This window comes from Kitasatospora purpeofusca (assembly GCF_000718025.1).
Taxonomy (GTDB): Bacteria; Actinomycetota; Actinomycetes; order Streptomycetales; family Streptomycetaceae; genus Kitasatospora; species Kitasatospora purpeofusca.
This window is the reverse complement of sequence record NZ_JODS01000044.1, coordinates 22,775-37,786: the sequence shown is the minus strand read 5'-3', so window position 1 is coordinate 37,786 and position 15,012 is coordinate 22,775. Positions and strand designations below refer to the sequence as shown.

The following is a 15,012-nucleotide window of genomic DNA, read 5'->3' as shown; positions in this document are numbered from 1 at the left end:
CCCGGAGGGCCGGGCCCGCCTCGTTCGCACCGCCCCGGCAACAAGGTCGACCTCACCGGACCCGGACGACACCCGCATCGTCGTCCGCCGCGAGCATCCCCACCCCGGGCGCCCAGGTGTCCCTGTTCGATCAGGACGAAGGCATGCGCCACCAGGTCCTCCTCACTGACACGCCCGTCGCCGACGGCGGCCAGGTCCAGCATCCGGAGGTCCGCCACCGCGCTCACGCCAGAGTCGAGGACCACATCCGCTGCGGCAGGACCACCGGTTTCTGCCGCTTCCCCTCCCGCCACTTCGCCATCAACCAGGTCTGGCTGGAGCTGTCCCTGACCGCCGTCGACCTCCTCGCCTGGGCCCGAACCCTATTGCTGGACGGCGAATTGGCCACCGCCGAACCCAAGAGACTCCGCTACCGCCGCCTCCACGCCGCCGCCCGGATCACCCGCGGAGCCCGCCGCATACACCTGCGGGGCAGTGGACGTTCTCCCGCACCGTGAGTACCTACAGAACGGACGAGTCGCAGCTGTACCGGTGCCGGCAGGAGGCGGATGCCCTGTGCCCCCACTTCGGGGTGTCCTGCCACTCGTGGTCGAAGTCGGGGTCCCGCTGCTACACGGTCCTGCGGGAGCCGGGGGTTCGTGTGCCGTGTCCGGAGCCCGGCCTGAACGGTGTCGTCGGCGGGGTACGGGCGGGTCGCGCGGGCTGGTGCTACCGGCTTTGTGGTGGGCTGTAGGAGGTGGGGATGTCGAAGACGGCACCTGAGATCCCCTTCTCCGAGAAGAGGGGGCCGGGCGGCCTCGGCGGAGGTGGCGTGGCGAAGGGCGGGACCGGTGCCGGCGGGGGTGGCGGCGGTGAGAACGGGAAACTCGGCCAGACCGGCGGCGCCGGAGGGCAGGGTGGAACTGTGGGGTTCGGCGGCGCGGGCGGCGGCGCCGGCGTCCCCTGCAGCGGGACTCGTGCCCTGGGCCGTGATCAGGCCGGTTCCGCCTCTGAAACTGCTCTTTCCCTGGCCGGTGCTGGTGGGGCCGTGCGGGGCGGGGAGAACGGGAAGATCGGCGGCGCCGGTGGTGCGGGCGGCGCGGGCGGCGCTTCCGCGGGCCCCGGCGCGGGAGGAGCAGGTGGCACGGGAGCCGTTGCCGACGCCTTCGGCGCGTGTTTCGGAGCGGGCAAGGTACTGGCCGGCAACCCCGGAACAGCAGGCAGGCCCGGAACCCCGGGGAGCGAGGGCGCCACCGGTGCGCAGGGTACGGCGGGCATCCCCGGTGCGGGCGAGCTCGGTGGTTCGGGCGGTGCAGGCGGAACGGGCCCGGCCGGGGCCGTGCCTGCGGTGGTCACCGCCGTCCCGCCCGCCGGCACCGGGGTCGGGGGAAGCGGCGGCAGTGGCGGAAGCGGCGGCGACACGGGCGGCGAGGGAGGACGCGGCGGCGCACCTGCCCCCAACCCGGCCGCGCAGCCGGGCAGCAGCGGCACCGGCGGGCACGCCGGCCAGGAGGGCAGCAGAGGCGGCCCCGGATACGTCCTGATCAGCTGGTAACAGCACCCCGGCCGCTCGCGCACGCAACACCCAACGGCGAAAGCCACCACGCAGGCGTGCGGAACCCAACCCGGGTGAGGCCCGCGCGGTCGAGGGGACCTCGCGGGCATGATCCCGTCGGGCTCTGCGGGGCGCGGAGGCATCGCATCCGTGGCGTTGCCGATCGGACCCGGTTCGTGGTGCGCCGGTGGAATGCCGCGTGCGCCCGGGCCGCAAGCCGTTACCTCCCCCTGCGCCGGCCTCCTATGGTGGCAGTGATCGTGCACTGGTAGGGCCACCGCCGCAGGCCGTGGCCCGGCCGATCCCCTGTGACGAAAGCGGGACAGCCATGCGCAAGCCGATCCTCACCACCTTGTCCGCCGCCGCCCTCCTGCTGGCGGCCGCGGCCGTGCCGTCCGCGGCCGCCCCGGCCCGCACCACCACTCTGGTCGCGGTGGTGTGCGTGGGCAGTGACACCACCAACTACGACCCGGGGCTGCGGACGTTCTCCCAGACCGTCGACACCTACGGCACGGACGAGGGCCACAGCTGTACCGGCGTCGGCAGGATCAGCGGCCTGAACTCCTTCACCGCCTCCTTCACCGGCCACTACACCGCCTCGTGCGTCTCCCCGATCCAGGCGGGCAGCGGAACCGAGGTCCTCACCTGGAACGACGGCACCACCTCGACCTGGTCATGGTCCTCCACCGTCGCCACCAACTCCGCCGGGCAGTTGGTGGGCACCTACGACGGTCCGATCACCGCCGGCCGCTACAGCGGTGCCAACCTGAACAACACCGACGTCGAGCCCAACACCAACGTCACCGCCTGCTTCTCCGCCCCCGGCCTCACCCAGACCACCGGCACCGCCACCTGGACCTTCACCGACATCTAGGGCCTGTGTGATGTTGTGATCAACCTTCGGGTTCTGCCCCTGCGCCGGGGCAGAACCCGATAGGAATGTTGGCTGTGACGCGTAGCAACTCATCGACGATCAGCGGAGTTTGATCGGGCGCTACCTGCCGATCGGGAGGTTCGGGCCTACCCCGGACGGCTTCGCGACCAATTCGAGGCAGTGATCTGGCGGCTCCGTTCCAGCGCCCAGTGGCGGGAGATTCCTGACGAGTTCGGCCCCTGGGCCTCGGTCTTCGGCCGGTTTCGGGTCTGGCGGGACGCCGGAGTGTTCAGCGCCCTGCTCGAAGGCCTGATCGCCGAGGCCGCCCAGGACGAGAAGGTTGTGGGTGCTGTTACCAGGTGATCAGGACGTAGCCGGGGCCGCCGGGGCTGCCCTGAAGGCCGGTTTGGCCGCCGGATCCGGCGCTGCCCCGCTGTGCGCTCGGGTTGGGGCTCGGGGCGCCGCCGTTTCCTCCCCCACCGCCGGCGCCGCCGGTGCCGCCGCTGCCGCCGACGCCGGTACCGGCAGGCGGGGCGGTGGTGGTCGCCGGAGGAGTTGCCCCGGCAGCGCCCGTCCCGCCGGCGCCGCCCGAACCGCCGAGCTTGCCCGAACCGGGGATGCCCGGCGCGCCCTGGCCGCCGGTCACGCCGTTGCTGCCAGCCGCACCGGACTGGCCCGCGGTTCCGGGATTCCCGGCCAATGCGGTGCCTGTTCCGGAGCAATAGTCCGTGTCGGCGGCGGCCCCGGCGCCACCCCCACCCCCGGCACCGGTGCCGCCGGCTCCGCCGCCCCCGCCGCCCCCACCTCTGCCGCCACACCGACAGACCCGTTCAGGGCAGTTGGGCGCACGAAGTGCCGAGCCACCGCTGAGCGCCTACGCGACGTCGTCACCGGGGCGAACGTTGCCTGATGCGGCACCGGCACCCCTGGGTCCTCGACCCGTTGCTGGTCGGCACGACGCCTTTGGAGCGGGCACGGTGCCGGCCGGCAATCCCGGAACGGCGTGCGGCGGGGGTGCCGCCGGTGCCAGGGGCACGGCGGGCAGCCCCGGTGCGGGCGAAGTCCTTCTCGGCGAAAAGAGGAGGGCACTTCGTCCGCGGGTACCGGCAGTTGGGGTGCTCGGAACCGACAGGTCGACCGGGGCATCCGGACCGGGCTCGGGATTTCTCGCGCCACGGAGTCGGAGAAGCAGCCCTCGCCCGTAGCCGGCCAACGCCTGACTCACCAAGTGGAGCGCTCGTCGCAGGCACCTGTGACCGGGCACTCCAGTCGGCGAGGGAGTGGTTGGTCGGCCGAATCGGGCGGACGGAGTCGGTGCGGGGGCGAGTTGGCCGGCGTGGGCGTCGAGCAGCGGTTTCAGCTGCCGGCAGGGGGGCCTTGTTCTGCCGGAGCCGGTGTCCGATGCTGAACCGGTACAGCATCAACAACCGGCCCGTACAGGTACCCTGCTCAACTCGCTGCATCGAAGGCGCGGTCACAGGTGAGCTGGGCGGGGCGCGAGCCTCCGGTTCCGGGGCCCCCGCTGCACCTGTGCACGACAGGTAAAAGCCTGCTTTTCCTTTTGACCTGGGGAGTCAAGCCGATGGATGCACTGCGTGGCGAAGATCCGAGGCATGCGGGGGACTTCGTCCTTGTGGCCAGGTTGGGCAGCGGCGGCATGGGCGAGGTGTTCCTCGGTCGATCGCCCCAGGGCAGGACGGCGGCAGTCAAGCTCGTCCAGCCGGAGTTGGCCCGCGATCCGGAGTTCCGCCGCCGTTTCCGGCTCGAAGTGGCCGCGACCCGAAAAGTGGCCAGCCCCTGGACGGCATCGGTACTCGCAGCCGACACCGAGTCTCCCCGCCCCTGGGTGGCCACCAGCTTCGTGCCGGGTCTCACCCTCACGGAGGCAGTGGAGACGGCCGGCCCTCTGCCGGAACGGGCAGTGCTCCGCATAGCCCACGGGCTCGTCCACGCCCTCCGCGACATCCATGCGGCGGGCCTGGTCCACCGGGACCTCAAGCCGTCCAACGTGATGCTCACCCTCGACGGACCGACAGTGATCGACTTCGGCATCGTCCGGGCCGCCGACTCCAGCGTGGTCACCCGGGCCGGAGCGATAGTGGGTTCGCCCGGATTCATGTCTCCCGAGCAGGCGCGGGGACTCGAAGCGGCCTCGCCGAGTGACGTGTTCAGCATGGGCTGCGTCCTGGCATTCGCCGGCACTGGCAGAGCGCCCTTCGGCAGTGCCACCGACAGCGGCGTACCGGCCGTACTGCTCAGGGTCGTCTCCGAAGAAGCCGACCTGACAGGCCTGCCGGGATCGCTGCTGTCTTTGGTGGCGGCCTGCCTGGCCAAATCTCCTGCGGAGCGACCGACCCTGGTGGAGCTCGGAGAGGCACCGGCGATCCGGTCCATGGCAGCACCGGGGCACGCGGAGTGGCTTCCTGCGGCCCTGACCTCCTCGGTGGCACGGCGGGTGACCCGCGCCCTCGACCTGGAAACCCCGAAGCCCCCGGCCCCACCGGTTTCGCAGACCCCCACCGCCGTTCCCCTCCACGACGCCGCGACGGTGACCGGGGCTACGCCGCCATCGGCGCCACCGCAGAGCTCGCGTGCTCCGGTCCGCGGCACCGTCGGGGTGGATCCGGTTTCCCGGGCGGGTCGGGCCCGACGCCCGGCGCTGCTGACCGGCTCGGTACTGGCGGTTGCCCTGCTCGCGGTCGTCCTGACGATCATCGTTCCCGGGCTCGGTGAGGACCAGCCCTCCGCGGAGCCCGCTCCCCAGCAGTCCACCTCCGGACCCGCCACGCCGGCGGCGACGCCTGAGCCCACTCCCGCTGGAGTCGTTCCGCCGGCATTCCTGGGGGCATGGCGAGGCACCATCACCGGCGACCAGGAGCGGCTCATGACGATCGCACAGGGCCACATCGGAAGCACCGTGGTGGTCACAAGAACGATCAGCTCCGACACCAAGTGCCGCGGCACCGGGACGCTTGTGTCCGCCGGGGAATCCGCCATCGAACTCGACACCGTAGTGACGGAGAGCATTCCCGAGGGCGGCTGCGTCAGCATCGGCGGACAAAGGCTCACCCGCATCGACGACGACCATCTCCGCTGGGACGCCGCGAGCGGCACAGGGATCCTCACTCGTCAATGACCCGGGGAGACCCTCGACGGTCCGTCGGGCAGAAGGTGGAGCGGCGACGCCCGCTCGGCCTCGCGCGCTGCTGGTGTCGGGTAGTGCGCGGCCCGTTTCGGACCGGGCCGCTCCGCCCGATCACACTCGCAGGTCACCGGCCGCCGGGGTGCCTGACGAGAGGCCGACGGAGCTCTGGGCGGCGCGCACGCGGGTGACCGTGCCGGCACCGCAGAGAGCGGTGGCGACGTCGGGTGGCACGGGCGAACTCGGCGAAGTCGGTGTCCCCGTCAGAGTGCAGGGCGTCGACCCGAGCCCCGCGCACCCCGATCGAGGCTGCCTTCCTGCTCTGCTGGCGATCCGGCGCTTCTGGGGCACGGAGGCGCCCGGTGCGCCCGGGAACTCCTCGATCCGGTCCTGAACGTCCAGCGGCTTCCGGTCCGCGGCGAGCAGAAGCCCGCGACACAGAGGTCGTTCGCCCAGAGGCGGACGGGAGGTGGACGCTGTCGCTGGCCGGGACGCGGGCCTGGACCGGGTGCCGCGTTCGGTGGTGGTCCCGGTGACGTTGTCCACACCGGTCACGACACCGTAGGTGTACCGGTGGATGGCGTCGACCAGGTTCCAGTACGTCTGGTGGTGGGTGTTCCCACCGGCGGTGGCGGTGAGGTCGGCGCGGCCGAACACCAAGGCATCACCGCAGGAAGCGCAGAGGGAAGCGGCCGGTGAGGACTGTGTGGATGCAATACCCTCGGTGGTTATGAAATCGGTGCGGCTCGCGGACATCGCGGCTCAGGCGGGGGTGAGCGAGGCCACCGTTTCACGTGTGCTCAACGGCAAGGCGATCGTTGCCGACGCCACTCGGCAGGCGGTGCTGGCAGCGCTCGACGTGCTCGGCTACGAGCGACCGGTGCGGCTGCGTCGGCGTAGTGCAGGCCTGATCGGATTGATCACCCCGGAGCTGAGCAACCCGATCTTCCCGGCGCTGTCGCAGGTGATCGAGCAGGCGCTGAGCCGGCACGGCTTCACGCCGGTGCTGTGCACCCAGACCCCGGGTGGTCCCACCGAGGACGAGCTGGTGGAAATGCTGGTCGACCGGGGCGTGTCGGGCATCGTCTTCGTGTCCGGCCTGCATGCGGACACAAGCGCGGACCACGGGCGGTACGGTCGGCTGGCCGGTCGTGGGGTGCCGTTCGTGCTGATCAACGGGTACAGCGAGAGGATCGACGCGCCGTTCATCTCGCCGGACGACCGGGCCGCGATGTGGATGGCGGTTCAGCATCTGGTCGATCTCGGCCACGAGCGGATCGGTCTCGCGATAGGGCAGAAGCGTTTCGTTCCCGCGGTCCGCAAGATCGAGGGTTTCGTCGCGGCGGTGCACAGCCTCACGGGGGTGAGCGAGGAGGAGGCTGCCAACTTCGTGCATCACACGTTGTTCAGCGTCGAGGGAGGGCACGCGGCCGCCGATGTCCTGCTCGACAAGGGGTGTACGGCGATCGCCTGTGGCAGCGACCTGATGGCACTCGGTGCGATCCGTGCTGTTCGTCGGCGGGGTCTGGCGGTGCCGCGCGACGTCTCGGTGGTCGGCTTCGACGACTCGCCGCTGATCGCCTTCACGGAGCCGCCGCTGACCACGGTCCGCCAGCCGGTAGAGGCCATGGCGACGGCAGCGGTGGAGGCCCTCCTCGAGGAGGTTGCGGGCGGTCAGGCCCAGCGGGGGGAGTTCGTGTTCCAGCCGGAGCTGGTGGTGCGCGGATCCACCGCGAAGCCCCGTCGGCGGGACTGATCCGCAGCCTCCCCGTGCTGCACTGTTCGGTCGGGTGATGTGCGGCCGGTCGGGGCGCCGTGGCGCCCCGACCGGCCTGCCTGGTCCCGGTGCGTGCGGCGCGGGGTCAGTCGGTGCGCCACCAGCTGGTGCTGTCGGCCTGGAGAAGAGCAGTGGCGTCTTCCCGGCAGCTTTGTGGTCCTGCAGAGGTCAGCAGGAGGGTGCCGAGCCCGCCGGTCGGGACGGTGACCGGTTCGCCCGTGGTGTTGACGGTGCAGACCAGCGCGCCCTGCTCGCTGTCACGGCGGAACGCGAGTATTCCGGGGGCGAGGTCGAGCCACTCGACGGAGCGGCCGGCTCCCAGCGCGGGATCGGTGCGGCGGATGCGCAGTGCGCTGCGGTACAGCTCCAGGACGGATCGCGGGTCGCCGTTCTGGGCCTCGACGCTGAGGTCGGCCCACTGGTCCGGCTGCGGCAGCCAGGTGGGCCCGCCTGGCAGGGGGCCGAAGCCGTACGGGGCTGTTCGGCCGGACCAGGGGAGCGGCACCCGGCAGCCGTCGCGCAGGCCGTTGCCGCCGTCGGAGCGGCGGAACGCCGGGTCGTGACGCATGTCGTCGGGGATGTCGGTGACCTCGGGGAGGCCGAGTTCCTCGCCCTGGTAGAGGTAGGCGGATCCGGGCAGGGCGAGCATCAGCAGTGCGGCGGCCCGGGCCCGGCGCAGTCCGCGGGCGGGGTCGCCCTCGGCGTACCGGCTGGCGTGCCGTACGACGTCGTGGTTGGAGAGTGTCCAGGTGGTGGGGGCGTCCACGGCGTGCATGGCCGCCAGTGAGGTGGTGATCAGTTCGCGCAGCCTGGTGGCGTCCCAGGGGGCGTTCAGGAATTTGAAGTTGAAGGCCTGGTGGAGTTCGTCGGGCCGAACGTAGCGGGCGGTGCGTTCGAAGGACTTGGCCCAGGCCTCCGCCACGGCGATGCGCTGCCCCGGGTACTCCTCGAGCAGCGAGCGCCACGAGCGGTAGATCTCGTGCACGCCGTCCTGGTCGAAGTAGGGGACCAGCTTCTCGCCGAGCAGGCCGAGTTGTTCGTGTCGGCCGAGGTCGGGCAGGCCGGGGGCCTTGACCAGGCCGTGGGCGACGTCGACGCGGAAGCCGTCCGCGCCCAGGTCGAGCCAGAACCGCAGGATGGCGCGGAACTCGTCCTGGACGGCCGGCGAGTCCCAGTTGAAGTCGGGTTGCTGGGGCGAGAAGAGGTGCAGGTACCACTCGCCGGGTGTGCCGCCCGGGCCGGTCGTCCTCGTCCAGGCCGGCCCGCCGAACAGCGAGACCCAGTCGTTGGGGGGCTCCTCGCCGTCTGGGCCGCGGCCGGGGCGGAAGTGGAAGCGGGAACGCAGCGGCGACGCCGTTCCCTCGCGCAGGGCCTGCAGGAACCACGGGTGCTGGTCCGAGCAGTGGTTGGGGACGATGTCGACGATGACCCGCAGGCCGAGCGCGTGGGCGTCGGCGATCAGCGCGTCGGCGTCACCGACGGTGCCGTACGCCGGGTCCACGGCCCGGTAGTCGGCCACGTCGTAGCCGCCGTCGGCCTGGGGCGAGGTGTAGAACGGCGAGATCCACAGCGCGTCGACGCCCAGGTCGCGCAGGTAGCCGAGCCGGCTGCGGATCCCGGCCAGGTCGCCGCAGCCGTCGCCGTCGCTGTCCGCGAAACTGCGCGGGTAGACCTGGTAGACGACGGCGTCCTGCCTCCAGTCCGGGGGAGTGTGCGCGCGTGCCGGCGCCGTGGTGGGTGCGGTCATCGGATGGCTCCTCGGGTGACGGTCGGTGCGACGGGACATCAGGCCGGCCTGCGGCCGGCGGAACTCCCGCACCCGCTCCGGCGCCACGGACCGGCACGCGGACTGGGCGTGTCCGCCGTACGAGGCCGTCACCCCCTTGTCCAGGATGCGAGGGTGATGCACGCACACGATGCTTCCACCGGCCCGAGAGCACTGCAAGGCCTTGCTGCAAGTTTCTGAATGACCTTGCCATGTTTGCCGATCAAATGTTTGACTCTCCACTCGTTGCACGCAGTTGACGGCAAGTCCGGCAGCAGGCCGGCCTATCCGGGGAGTCTTGTGGCGAAGCAGACAGCGATGGCCGGGCCAGGAGTACGGGGCGACGACGAAGGTTTCGTACTCCACGCGCCGGAAGGGACCTCATACCGTGTCGACATCACCGACGGTGTGCTCGTCCCGGACAACCCACTGTTGGCCGAGTACTGCGAGGGACGACAAGCGGTCGTCTTCCTCGGCCCGACCGTGGGCCGCCTGTACGGCGCCCAAGTGCGCCGCTACCTGACGGCCCATCTCGCGCCGGGAAGTTGGACCGTGGTGGCCGTCGAGGGCGGCGAGGCGCAGAAGACCATGGAATCGGTCGAGAGGATCTGCGCCGAGGCCAAGGCCGCCGGACTGGACCGGCGCGGAGTAATGATCGCGGTCGGCGGCGGCGTCACCTGCGACATGGTGGGCTTCGCGGCGGCCGTCTACTGCCGCGGAGTGCGCTACATCAAGGTCAACACCACCCTGGTGGGGCAGGTGGACGTCGGTGTGGGCGTCAAGACCGGGGTCAACGCCCTCGGCACGAAGAACATGCTCGGCTCGTACCACCCGGCACACGCGTCGATCAACGACCCGCGCTTCCTGAGATCCCTGCCCGCCCGCCAGATCCGCTGCGGTCTGGGGGAGATCGCGAAGATGGCGATCATCAAGGACGCCCAGCTGTTCCGCGTGCTGGAGGAGTACCCGGAGGTCTTCCAGCGGCCGTGCCCGGTTCCCTCCTGGCTCACGACCGGAGACAGCGGCGGACGCGACGTCGAGGACTACGTCCTGCGCACCTCCATGGCGCTGATGATGGAAGAGCTCTGCCCGAACCTGCGCGAGCACGACCTGGCCCGCCTGGTCGACTTCGGACACACCTTCGGCCCGGTGATCGAGACGGCCGGCAACTACCGGATCGCCCACGGCGAGTCGGTGGCCATCGACATGGCGATCTCCAGCGAACTCGCCCGCGTACTCGGTCTCATCAGCGCCGAGGAATGCGAACGCACCGTCAGTCTCATCTCCCGTCTCGGCCTCCCGGTGTACGACCCGGGCACCTGCACGCCCGGGCTGATGCAACGGGCGCTGCAGGCCTCATGGGAGCGCCGCGGGCGCCGCCTGCACCTGGTGGTGCCCGACGGAATCGGCTCCGCGGTCTTCCTCGACGACCTCGAGGACATCCCGCCCGCCGCGCTCGAGGAAGCCCTCGACGCCCTCGCCGTCCGCCGCGGAGGTCTCCCCGGCCCGCTCGCCGTCACCCACTGACCACCTCGCCGCCGACCGTCGCACACGCAGCCGATCCCTTCCGACAGGAGCGCACCGAGATGAGCCCCGCCGAACAACCGCCGCCCCGTGCTGTGACCCGCGGCAGGGTCTCCAACCTGCACGAAGGACTCCTGCGCGGCCTGACCGCCGACCACGGCGGCCTCGGCACGATCCTCGCCCACCGCGCATACTCCGCCGACACCGCTCCGGGCCCCATCGCCTTCATCGACCTCGTGGTGCTGCCTCCGGGCACCTCCATCGGCGTGCACCGCCATACCGACAACGAGGAGACGTACGTGATCCTCGCCGGCCGGGGCCTGATGACCCTGGACGGCCAGCCGCTCGCGGTCCGCCCCGGAGACGTCGTACCCAACCTCCCGTACGGCCAGCACGGCCTCGCCAACATCTCCGACAACGACCTCCACCTGCTCGTCTTCGAGGTCGGCCCGCTCGGCGGCCGCGCATGACCGGCCCCCGCCAGCACCAGCTCCTCGCCCGCGAGGCCGACCGCCTCGCACCGGGCGCCTCGGAGGAATCCGCGCTCGGCCGCCGGGTGTTCGTGCAGGGCAGCGGCGCCGTCCTCACCGACCTCGACGGCAACCAGTACATCGACCTCGCCGCCGGCACCCTCACCCAGTCCCTCGGCCACTGCCACCCCGACGTGGTGGCAGCACTCACCGAACAGGCGAGCCGGCTGTGGAACGTCCACGACTTCGCCACCGCCGACCGCGCCGACCTGTGCGAACTGCTCGCCCGACTGCTGCCCGAGGAACTCAACACCTACGGCTTCTTCTCCACCGGAGCCGAGGTCGTCGAGGCCGCACTGCGCGCCGTCGAGGCCGTCGCCGACCCCGGCCGCAACCGGATCGGCGCGCTGCGCCACGGCTTCCACGGAAAGACCCAGGGCGCCCGCATGCTGGTGCACTGGGACATCGGCAACCAGGCCCACGCGGGCAACAGCATCCTCGGCTACTCACCGTACTGCTACCGCTGTCCGCTCGAACTGGAGTACCCCTCCTGCGGGGTGCGCTGCGCCAGCCTGGTACGGCGGCACATCACCGAGAAGGCCAACGTGTCGGCGCTCGTCTTCGAGCCGGTACTCGGCGCCGCCGGGGTCGTCGTCCCGCCCCCCGGCTACTGGGAACAGATCACCGACAGCGCTCGGGACAACGGCGTCCTGCTGGTCGCCGACGAGGTGCTCACCGGCGGCGGACGCACCGGCACATTCCTGGCCGGCGAGCAGTTCGGCATCCAGCCCGACCTGGTGACCCTCTCCAAAGGCATGGCCTCCGGCTTCCCGTTCGCCGTGCTCGCCGGCCGCGATGACGTGCTGCACAACCCGCGCGCCGCCCGGGCCGGCTCCACCGCCTCCACCTACGCCAACAACCCGTTGGGCATCGCGGCGGCGAAAGCCACGCTGCAGGTGGTGGCCCGCGACACCCTGGTCGACAAAGTCCGCACTCTCGGCGCCCTCCTCGACGACCGCCTGGCCGAACTCAAAACCCGCTTCGACGTGCTGGGTGACGTCCGGGGCCTCGGACTCCTGCACGGACTCGAGTTCGTCCGCAGCCGCGAGAGCAGGGAACCCGCCCCCGAGATCGCCCGCGCCGTCTACCTGGCCGCCCTCGACCTCGGACTGCGTACCTCCATCGGCGGTCACATCATCCGCCTGGCCCCACCGTTCACCATCGACCGCAATCTCCTGGAGGAGGGCATCGCCCTGCTCGGCCGCGCCCTGGAACAGGCCACGGAGGCCCACCGGTGATCGTCGCGGAAGATCTGGTCAAGGAATTCAAGGTCCACCGGCGCAGGCCGGGCCTCATCGGCAGCCTCGGCACCCTCTTCAGCCGCGAACACGACATCGTGCGAGCCGTCTCCGGCGTGTCCTTCAGGATCCTGCCCGGTGTCAGAGCGGCCTACATCGGCGCCAACGGCGCAGGCAAGTCCACCACCGTCAAGATGCTGACCGGCGTCATGAACCCGACCTCGGGCCGTTGCACCGTCGCAGGACTCGAACCCTACCGGGACCGCCGCCGGACCGCCGCCAACATCGGTGTGGTCTTCGGCCAGCGCAGCCAGCTCTGGTGGGACCTTCCCGTGGCGGACTCCTTCCGGATCCTGCGCCGCATCCACGACATCCCCGACCCGGTCTACCGGCGGAACATGGCGCTCTACCAGGAACTGCTCGACCTCGACGCCCTCGGCACCACCCCGGTCAGACAGCTGAGCCTCGGCCAGCGCATGCGCGCCGAAGTCGCCGCGAGCCTGCTCCACGACCCCGCCGCGGTCTTCCTGGACGAGCCGACCGTCGGCCTCGACCTCGTCCTCAAGGAAGCCGTCCGCGAACTGGTCAACCGCGTCAACGCGCAGCTCGGCACCACCGTCATGCTCACCAGCCACGACATCGGCGACATCACCTCGATCTGCGACCAGGTCCTGGTCGTCAACCACGGCGCGGTCGTGCACCAGGGCACCGTGCACGAGCTGCTGCGCGCGGCCGACACCCGCGCCGTCGTCTTCGAGTACCAGGACGGGCCCGACCCGCACCAGGCGATCGCCCTGATCGAGGCACGGCTGCCCGGAGTCACCGCCCGGCAGAGCGAATGCCGGCGCATCATCGTCGACTACCCCACCGGCCGGCTCTCCGCCCGCCAGGTGATGGCCTTCCTCCTCGAACACTTCGACCTCACCGACTGCGTCGCCCCGGAACCCGACCTCGAGACGGTCCTGCGCCGGATCTACACCCGCCGGGCCGAACCCCGGGAGGTGCCGGTATGACGACGCCCACCGCGCTGCGCCGCTACGCCCCGTTCGCCTCCGCCAGTCTGCAGAGCATGCTGCAGTACCGCTCGACCCTCCTGATCGGCGCCGTCACCGCGACCACTGCCGTCGGCCTGCAGGTCTTCCTCTGGCGCGCCGTCTACGCGGGGCGCAGCGACGGACTGCCCGGCGGATACGACCTGCCGGAACTCACCACCTACGTGCTCCTCGCGCAACTGCTGGCACTGTCCCAGGCCAACCGGGTGGACGAGGAGGTCGCAGGCGAGGTGCAACGCGGCGACATCGCCACCTCACTTCTGCGCCCGGTCAACTATCCGCTGGCCCGCTTCGCCGCCGGCCTGCCCGTCTCACTGGTCAACGCCACCCTCGTCGGCCTGCCGGTGCTGCTGCTCTACGCGTTCCTCCTCCCCCTGGCCGCACCGACCTGGACGGGCCTGCTCCTGTTCCTGCCGTCCGCGGCGCTGTCGCTGGTGATCGGGTTCGGAGTGAACCTGCTGGTCGGGCTGGCGGGCTTCGTCACCACCAACATCTGGGGCGTGCGGATCGTCAAGGACAGCGTGGTCGCGTTCTTCGCCGGCCAGGTGGTCCCTATCGCCCTGATGCCGGGCCCGCTGGCCGCCGTCGCGCACGTGATGCCCTTCCAGGGACTGGTCGACGGCCCGCTGCGGCTGCTGCTCGGTCACTACACCGGGCCCGCGCAGGCCGCCGGGATCCTGATCGTGCAGGCCGCCTGGGCCGCCGCCCTGGCCGCAGCGGCCGCTCTCGCCTGGCGCAAGGCCGTGCGCCGCGTGGAGGTGCTCGGCGGATGAGACCCATCGCCACCGTCGCCCGCTACACCGCACTGGCATGGCACCTGAGCGCTGTCAGCCTGCACCGCCTGACCGAGTACCGGATGGACTTCGTGCTCGGCGCGGGCGGCCTGCTGCTGCGCGTCGGAGGCCAGCTCGCCGTGGTCGGGATGGTCTTCCGCCAGGTCCCGGTGATCGCCGGATGGAACTTCCACCAAGTGCTGTTCCTCCTGGGCTTCTCCCTCCTGCCGCGAGGCGTCGACCGGCTGTTCACCGACCAGCTGTGGATCATGGCCCGGCGGCTGGTGCAGTCCGGCGAGTTCTACCGGTACCTGATCCGGCCGGTCCACCCGCTGTTCGCCCTGCTGTCCGAGCGCTTCCTCTACCCCGACGGCTTCGGCGAACTGATCACCGGAGCGGCCATCACCTGGTACGCCGCAGACCAACTCGACCTCGATCCGGGGATCGGCGACCTGCTCCTCCTGCCGCTGCTGGTCCTGTGCGGCGCACTGATCCTCGCCGCGATCAAGACCGCGTTCGCCGCCCTGTCCTTCTGGACCACCAACAGCTTCCCGGCCCTGTACGCGGCCAACCAGCTCGGCGACTTCTCCGGCTACCCCCTCGACCTGTACCACCCGTCCCTGCGGTGGCTGCTCACCTGGCTGCTGCCCTACGCCTTCACCGCCTACGCCCCCGCGTCCTACCTGCTCTTCGGTCGGACGGACCTGCTGCTCTGGCTGCCGGTGGTGACCGCCGCACTGGTGGCGCTCGCCCTGCTGGTGTGGCACCGGGGCGTCGACCGCTACGAGATGACCGGGAGCTGA

At 71.1% G+C, this 15,012-nt stretch carries 10 protein-coding genes and 2 pseudogenes; 11 read left to right on the top strand and 1 reads right to left on the bottom strand.

Going from position 1 to position 15,012, the window contains the following annotated elements:
- Nucleotides 1–61 precede the first annotated feature (61 nt).
- The 5 genes and pseudogenes from IF01_RS42960 to IF01_RS0137515 all read left to right on the top strand — a co-directional run.
- Nucleotides 62–458, top strand: a pseudogene (locus IF01_RS42960) (transposase); the annotation flags it as partial.
- A 1,404-nt stretch (nucleotides 459–1,862) separates the two neighbouring features.
- A complete protein-coding gene (locus IF01_RS0137535) occupies nucleotides 1,863–2,408 on the top strand; it encodes a hypothetical protein (protein WP_030398118.1) in 546 nt (181 codons plus the stop codon).
- A gap of 91 nt (nucleotides 2,409–2,499) precedes the next feature.
- Nucleotides 2,500–2,738, top strand: a pseudogene (locus IF01_RS45095) (transposase); the annotation flags it as partial.
- Nucleotides 2,739–3,990: 1,252 nt separating this feature from the next.
- Nucleotides 3,991–5,544, top strand: coding sequence for a serine/threonine-protein kinase (locus IF01_RS0137520; RefSeq protein ID WP_051756961.1), 1,554 nt, complete (start codon nucleotides 3,991–3,993; stop codon nucleotides 5,542–5,544).
- 736 nt (nucleotides 5,545–6,280) lie between these two features.
- The gene (locus IF01_RS0137515) at nucleotides 6,281–7,306 is read left to right on the top strand and encodes a LacI family DNA-binding transcriptional regulator (protein ID WP_030398115.1); all 1,026 of its coding nucleotides are present in this window, start codon (nucleotides 6,281–6,283) and stop codon (nucleotides 7,304–7,306) included.
- Between the two features lie 106 nt (nucleotides 7,307–7,412).
- Here the strand turns inward: IF01_RS0137515 and IF01_RS0137510 are convergent, their stop codons facing one another.
- The gene (locus IF01_RS0137510; RefSeq protein ID WP_030398114.1) at nucleotides 7,413–9,074 is read right to left on the bottom strand and encodes a glycoside hydrolase family 13 protein; all 1,662 of its coding nucleotides are present in this window, start codon (nucleotides 9,072–9,074) and stop codon (nucleotides 7,413–7,415) included.
- Between the two features lie 426 nt (nucleotides 9,075–9,500).
- Between IF01_RS0137510 and IF01_RS0137505 the strand changes: the two genes are divergently transcribed.
- The 6 genes from IF01_RS0137505 to IF01_RS0137480 are packed head-to-tail and all read left to right on the top strand — an operon-like array spanning nucleotide 9,501 to nucleotide 15,012.
- Nucleotides 9,501–10,619, top strand: a complete 1,119-nt coding sequence (locus IF01_RS0137505) for a sedoheptulose 7-phosphate cyclase (RefSeq protein ID WP_244215756.1) — start codon at nucleotides 9,501–9,503, stop codon at nucleotides 10,617–10,619.
- 59 nt (nucleotides 10,620–10,678) lie between these two features.
- Nucleotides 10,679–11,086, top strand: a complete 408-nt coding sequence (locus IF01_RS42945) for a cupin domain-containing protein (protein ID WP_051756957.1) — start codon at nucleotides 10,679–10,681, stop codon at nucleotides 11,084–11,086.
- Nucleotides 11,083–12,384, top strand: coding sequence for an aspartate aminotransferase family protein (locus tag IF01_RS0137495; RefSeq protein ID WP_030398111.1), 1,302 nt, complete (start codon nucleotides 11,083–11,085; stop codon nucleotides 12,382–12,384). Before IF01_RS42945 ends, IF01_RS0137495 begins: the two co-directional genes overlap by 4 nt.
- Nucleotides 12,381–13,397, top strand: coding sequence for an ABC transporter ATP-binding protein (locus IF01_RS0137490; RefSeq protein ID WP_030398110.1), 1,017 nt, complete (start codon nucleotides 12,381–12,383; stop codon nucleotides 13,395–13,397). The genes IF01_RS0137495 and IF01_RS0137490 overlap by 4 nt, the downstream gene beginning before the upstream one ends.
- Nucleotides 13,394–14,209: an ABC transporter permease gene (locus tag IF01_RS0137485; RefSeq protein ID WP_030398109.1), complete on the top strand. Its 816-nt coding sequence runs from the start codon at nucleotides 13,394–13,396 to the stop codon at nucleotides 14,207–14,209. The genes IF01_RS0137490 and IF01_RS0137485 overlap by 4 nt, the downstream gene beginning before the upstream one ends.
- Entirely contained in the window at nucleotides 14,206–15,012 is an 807-nt protein-coding gene (locus IF01_RS0137480; protein ID WP_051756955.1) for an ABC transporter permease, read from the top strand. Before IF01_RS0137485 ends, IF01_RS0137480 begins: the two co-directional genes overlap by 4 nt.

Bases quoted from the DNA above. Each gene is read 5' to 3' on its own strand.
- IF01_RS0137535 (WP_030398118.1), top strand. From the start codon at position 1,863: ATGCGCAAGCCGATCCTCACCACCTTGTCCGCCGCCGCCCTCCTGCTG.
- IF01_RS0137520 (WP_051756961.1), top strand. From the start codon at position 3,991: ATGGATGCACTGCGTGGCGAAGATCCGAGGCATGCGGGGGACTTCGTC.
- IF01_RS0137515 (WP_030398115.1), top strand. From the start codon at position 6,281: ATGAAATCGGTGCGGCTCGCGGACATCGCGGCTCAGGCGGGGGTGAGC.
- IF01_RS0137510 (WP_030398114.1), bottom strand. From the start codon at position 9,074: ATGACCGCACCCACCACGGCGCCGGCACGCGCGCACACTCCCCCGGAC.
- IF01_RS42945 (WP_051756957.1), top strand. From the start codon at position 10,679: ATGAGCCCCGCCGAACAACCGCCGCCCCGTGCTGTGACCCGCGGCAGG.
- IF01_RS0137495 (WP_030398111.1), top strand. From the start codon at position 11,083: ATGACCGGCCCCCGCCAGCACCAGCTCCTCGCCCGCGAGGCCGACCGC.
- IF01_RS0137485 (WP_030398109.1), top strand. From the start codon at position 13,394: ATGACGACGCCCACCGCGCTGCGCCGCTACGCCCCGTTCGCCTCCGCC.
- IF01_RS0137480 (WP_051756955.1), top strand. From the start codon at position 14,206: ATGAGACCCATCGCCACCGTCGCCCGCTACACCGCACTGGCATGGCAC.